Origin of the sequence: Aquirufa sp., assembly GCF_044377215.1 — a bacterium.
Taxonomy (GTDB): domain Bacteria; phylum Bacteroidota; class Bacteroidia; order Cytophagales; family Spirosomataceae; genus Aquirufa.
Genome location: NZ_JBILJM010000067.1, coordinates 1 through 2,704 on the forward strand (window position 1 = coordinate 1; position 2,704 = coordinate 2,704).

Consider the following 2,704-nt stretch of genomic DNA (forward strand, 5'->3'; position numbering starts at 1 on the left):
TTTTTGATTCTATTTTACGACTTAAAACAGAATATTTTATATGTTTTTAAAACTAAAACAAAATAAAATTTGGATAACAATTGTAAATCATTTGAAAAATTCTAAATTTAAAATTACGGAAAAATTAAAAGATTCTTTAAATAGTACAATCATTGGTTGTATTTGTTCATTGTTTGTTGGATGCCTTCCAAGCAAAAACAATCAATGATCTCATTCGATCTGATCAAGATGAACGGAATAATGTCAATTTCATCTGAATTAAAGTTGCTTAATACGAAATCTGCTTGTCGGCCTTTTGAAAAATCAGCCCCGATTCCCATGCGTAATCGACCGTATTCCTGTGTTTGTAAAACTTCTTCGATACTCTTCAATCCATTATGACCGCCACTGGATCCCTTTGGCTTTAAGCGAAGCGTCTCTAAAGGCAATGCGATGTCATCTGTTAAGACAAGCAAACGCTCTTTTTCAATTTTAAGTTGTTGGCACCAGTAATTCACCGCCTTCCCACTTAAGTTCATAAACGTACTTGGCTTCAATAAATAAACGGTATGTCCTTTTACTTTATACGATGTTATGGCGCCTAATCGATCTTGTTTGAAACTTACTTCCTTTGTTTTGGCTAAATAATCGACTGCCATAAAGCCGATGTTATGTCGCGTGAATAGGTATTCGGGTCCGATGTTGCCTAGGCCAACGATTAAAAAGTTCATGAGGAGGATAAATTATGTCACAAATTACGTTCAAATTTTTTAGATCACCTCGAAGCATGTACCTTCGGGGTGAAAAATTATGCTTATGAATAAGATTGCATGCATTACAGGTGCTAGTTCAGGAATAGGTTTGGCTACGGCTCATGTGCTGGCCAACGAAGGTTTTCGGTTGATTCTTTGTGGAAGAAGAATCGATTCTTTGCTTCAGTTGCAAGCTGATTTGCCTGTTGAATCCCATGTGCTTACGTTTGATGTTAGCGTTTTGGCTGAAGTCGAGGCTGCATTTACATCGTTACCGGAAGCATGGAAGTCGATAGACGTGTTGTTAAATAACGCGGGTAATGCGCATGGATTGGGTCCCATTCAATCTGGAGATGTGGCCGATTGGGATGCCATGATGCACATGAATGTTGATGGTCTTTTATACGTTTCGCGCACGGTAATTCCGCAGATGATTGAACGTCAGACGGGCCATATCCTTAATATTTCATCGATTGCAGGTAAACAAGTCTATCCGAATGGAAATGTTTATTGTGCCTCTAAGGCAGCTGTGGAAGCACTTTCGCAGGGCATGCGCCAGGATTTAAATGTGCATGGGATTAAAGTATCAAACATTGCACCAGGTGCAGTTAACACTGGATTTTCTCAGGTACGATTTAAGGGAGATCAAGCCAAAGCTGACGCTGTATACGCCGGATTTGAGCCATTAGTGGCAAAAGATGTCGCTGATTTGATACGCTATATGGTGATGGCACCCGCACATGTGAATATTGCGGATGTGACTATTTTGCCAACGGCACAAGCCTCGGCAACGCAAATAAATCGCGTTTAAAGATTTCTTTGACGAACGGTTTCGTAAATGATTACTCCGGCGGCAACGGATACGTTTAACGATCCTACTTGTCCACTTTGTGGAATAACGGCCAAATCATCTGATTTGCGGATAATCTCATCTGAGATTCCATCTTCTTCCGAACCTAATACAATCGCGGTCGGACCCGTATAGTCAACCGCATACATGGAACTTTCCCCTTTTTCAGTACACGCAACTACGCGCAAGCCCGAATTTTGTAGAAAATTTACCGTTTGCAACAAGCTGTCTTCTCGGCAAACTGGAATAAAGTTTAAGGCTCCCGAAGATGTTTTCATCGCATCCGCATTAATCTGCGCGGCGCCTTTGGAAGGAATGACAATCGCATGCACACCCGCACATTCAGCTGTACGCGCAATCGCGCCAAAATTCCGAACATCCGTAATGCGATCAAGAATTAAAACCAAGGGGATTTGACCTTTTTCGAAAGTATCTGCAATGACATTTTCCAGTTTGGCATAATGAATAGCCGAAACGAAGGCAATGGCTCCCTGGTGATTTTTACGCGTGATTCGATTTAACTTTTCAACAGGCACTTTTTGAACTTGAATGCCTTTTTCGTGCGCTAAATCTAGAATTTCAGTATTCCCTAACTCACGTTGAACTAATAAACGATCGATTTCCTTCCCAGAACGTAAGGTTTCTAAAACAGATTGAATACCAAATACAATTTCCTTATTCTCCGTTTTCGGAGTGGTGAAATGTCTAAATGGTTTTCGGAATGGGGGTCTTGATTCGTTTTCTTCTGACACGGTATTGGCTGAAATGTGGGGCAAAGGTCGGCATTTTTTTTCAAACCATTTGTCTGAAGGTCAAATTTACCCGTGGAGCCTGAATTTTCAGCGCCTTGGGCAAGGCATGAAGCCAATGCTGCTGCGTTTCATTTTCCATGGATAATAAACTACCAGGAAGTAACGGAATGCGAACTTTTTGACCCGTTTTCCGATGTTTGAAGTCGAAGTTCCGGGTCGCACCTAGGCTGATCGAGGCTATGCACGAATTGGGGACAATGCTCTTCTCATCATCCGCATGCCAGCCCATGCCATCCGCACCATCGTGGTAGTAATTCAACAAACAACCGTTAAATGTGACGTTTAGCTGCTTTTCTACCCGGTTTTTGAGT

At 41.5% G+C, this 2,704-nt stretch carries 4 protein-coding genes; 1 reads left to right on the plus strand and 3 read right to left on the minus strand.

The window, feature by feature from the left end:
- Positions 1-149 precede the first annotated feature (149 nt).
- Entirely contained in the window at positions 150-710 is a 561-nt protein-coding gene (gene pth, locus ACIQ6T_RS11345) for an aminoacyl-tRNA hydrolase (protein WP_395786468.1), read from the minus strand.
- A gap of 85 nt (positions 711-795) precedes the next feature.
- Between pth and ACIQ6T_RS11350 the strand changes: the two genes are divergently transcribed.
- Positions 796-1,542 (plus strand): SDR family NAD(P)-dependent oxidoreductase, encoded by a 747-nt coding sequence (locus tag ACIQ6T_RS11350; RefSeq protein WP_395786470.1) that lies wholly within the window; start codon positions 796-798, stop codon positions 1,540-1,542.
- On the opposite strand, the gene rlmB is transcribed toward ACIQ6T_RS11350, so the two are convergent.
- Positions 1,539-2,357 (minus strand): 23S rRNA (guanosine(2251)-2'-O)-methyltransferase RlmB, encoded by an 819-nt coding sequence (rlmB, locus tag ACIQ6T_RS11355; RefSeq protein WP_395786472.1) that lies wholly within the window; start codon positions 2,355-2,357, stop codon positions 1,539-1,541. The two genes, ACIQ6T_RS11350 and rlmB, sit on opposite strands and share 4 nt — an antisense overlap.
- Positions 2,358-2,373: 16 nt before the next feature.
- A partial coding sequence (locus ACIQ6T_RS11360; protein ID WP_395786474.1) for an alpha-ketoglutarate-dependent dioxygenase AlkB family protein occupies positions 2,374-2,704 on the minus strand: 331 nt, incomplete at its 5' end.